Annotated in this window: 1 protein-coding gene and 1 pseudogene; one reads left to right on the forward strand and one right to left on the reverse strand. The window is 63.7% G+C overall.

The window, feature by feature from the left end; translation table 11 throughout:
* Positions 1-113, forward strand: a 113-nt coding sequence (locus A5706_RS32600) for a class I SAM-dependent methyltransferase (protein ID WP_197517980.1), incomplete at its 5' end; no start/stop codon positions are given.
* A gap of 24 nt (positions 114-137) precedes the next feature.
* Here A5706_RS32600 and A5706_RS25815 read toward each other — a convergent pair.
* Positions 138-746 (reverse strand): annotated as a pseudogene (locus tag A5706_RS25815) (class I SAM-dependent methyltransferase); the annotation flags it as partial.
* Positions 747-754: the final 8 nt, after the last annotated feature.

Here is a 754-nt window from a genome sequence, read left to right on the forward strand (position 1 = left end):
TCGCGATCCAGTCGGAGAAGGTCTACGACCGGTACATGAAGTACCTCACCGGCTGCGCCAAGTTGTTCCGCCAGGGCTACACGGACGTCAACCAGTTCACGTGTGAGAAGTGACCGGCGGCGCCGGCGCCCGGGACGTTACTTGGCCAGGGTGAACTGGCCGACGTTGCTGATGCCCTTGCGGAACAACTTGGCGCAGCCGGTGAGGTACTTCATGTACCGGTCGTAGACCTTCTCCGACTGGATCGCGATGGCCTTGTCCTTGTTGGACTCGAGCGCCGCGGCCCATATTTCCAGCGTCCTGGCGTAGTGCAGCTGAAGTGACTGGATCCGGGTCACCTTGAAACCGGCGTCGCCGGCGTGCTCTTCGACCGACGGGATCGTCGGCAGCCATCCGCCGGGGAAGATCTCGGCCAGGATGAACTGGGTGAAGTGAACGACCTCGTGGGTCAACGGGGTGCCCTGGGCCCTGGCCTCTTTGAAGGTCGGACGCGAGATGGTGTGCAGCAGCATGACCCCGTCGGCCGGCAGCACCCGGTAGGCCATCTTGAAGAAGTGGCCCCACCGTTGGCGGCCGAAGTGCTCGAAGGCGCCGATGGAGACGATGCGGTCGACGGGCTCGTCGAACTTCTCCCAGCCCTCCAGCAGCACCTGCGCTGAGCGGTTCGTGTCCAGCCCGTCGAACATCTGCTGGACGTGCTCGGCCTGGTTCTCCGACAGCGTCAGGCCGACGACGTTGACGTCGTACGTCTAAA

The sequence above is a fragment of the Mycobacterium sp. E796 genome, assembly GCF_001672815.1.
Classification (GTDB): Bacteria; Actinomycetota; Actinomycetes; order Mycobacteriales; family Mycobacteriaceae; genus Mycobacterium.